The 1,244-nt window shown below is 51.5% G+C and carries 1 protein-coding gene; it reads left to right on the top strand.

All coding sequences use genetic code 11. The features are described 5' to 3' along the window. The first annotated feature begins 95 nt into the window (after positions 1–95). Positions 96–1,082, top strand: a complete 987-nt coding sequence (locus ACR0DU_RS21320) for a DMT family transporter (protein ID WP_480869673.1) — start codon at positions 96–98, stop codon at positions 1,080–1,082. Positions 1,083–1,244 lie beyond the last annotated feature (162 nt).

The raw sequence follows: 1,244 nt of genomic DNA, 5'->3' as shown, positions 1-1,244 counted from the left end.
GATACACGTCGCAGATATCTGAGCGAACTGCCGTGTCGCAAAGCGACGTGACCTATTCTTTGACCCATGGTAGTGGCCCTGTGAAAGGGCACTCCATGACAGCGGAACAAAAACTACGAAACCCGACAGCTGGTATTGTGTTCGTGCTGATCGGAATATTAGCGATTTCTATCAATGATATGCTGATCAAATTCCTGTCTGGCGGTTACCCCTTGCACCAGATGGTGTTTACAAGATCGTTGATCGGGATCGGATTCAGCTTTGCGCTGGTCCAGATGGAGGGCGGTTGGCGCATCCTGAAAACCGATCAGCCGGGACTTCACCTTGTGCGCGGTTTGCTGATTGTCATTGCCAATCTGACGTTCTTTACGGCCCTGGCAGTAATGCCGCTGGCGGAAGCCACCGCTGTTTTCTTCGTAGCCCCCTTGATGATCACCTTGCTGAGTATCCCATTGCTTGGCGAAAAAGTTGGGCCGATGCGGATTGGTGCTGTGCTTGTGGGATTTTTGGGCGTGGTGATCATGACTCGCCCATGGGAGGCCGGCGGCGAGCGTGAAGTGGGTCTGTTGATGTATGCCTTACCGGTTCTTGCTGCTTTCACCTATGCCCTCAACAACGTGCTAACCCGTTTCCTTGGCGCAAAGTCCAAGGCCTCAGCAATGGCCGTGTACATTCAGGCGTGCTTTATCGTTGTCAGTCTGTTGTTCTGGTCAGTGGCAGGGGATGGGCGTTTTGCGAGCGGGCTCGAGAACGAAAGCTTGATCTTCTTACTGCGTGCCTGGGTTTGGCCCGAAGGGGCCGACCGCTGGTTGTTTATTGGCCTCGGATTCAATTCTGCAATTGTCGGGTATTGCCTTGGCCAGGCTTACCGCATGGCAGACGCAGCTACAGTGGCACCGTTTGAATATGTCGGTCTTCCCATGGCCATTTTCTGGGGATGGGTCATCTGGGGCGAACTCCCAAACCTGCCTGTCGCTATCGGTATCGCACTGATCTTGGGGTCAGGACTGTTTGTCTTTTTGCGTGAGCGTCAGAAAAAGAGGCACGTTGTTACTGAAAAGAAAGTGCACCGTCGGTATTAGGTGCCAAATCAATTCTGGCCAAATCCCGCTCAAAAATACCTTGGGATATTGAATATCAATTGTAATTGAGCGCTGATGAATCTTGTAATTAATGAGATGAGAATTTTGATGCGATACACAGTCATTCTTGCCGCGCTATTTATTACCGCTTGCGGCAAGGAA

The sequence above is a fragment of the Ruegeria sp. G2 genome, from assembly GCF_056533505.1.
Note: the sequence above shows the minus strand (reverse complement) of the source record. Positions and strands in the feature narration are given on the sequence as shown.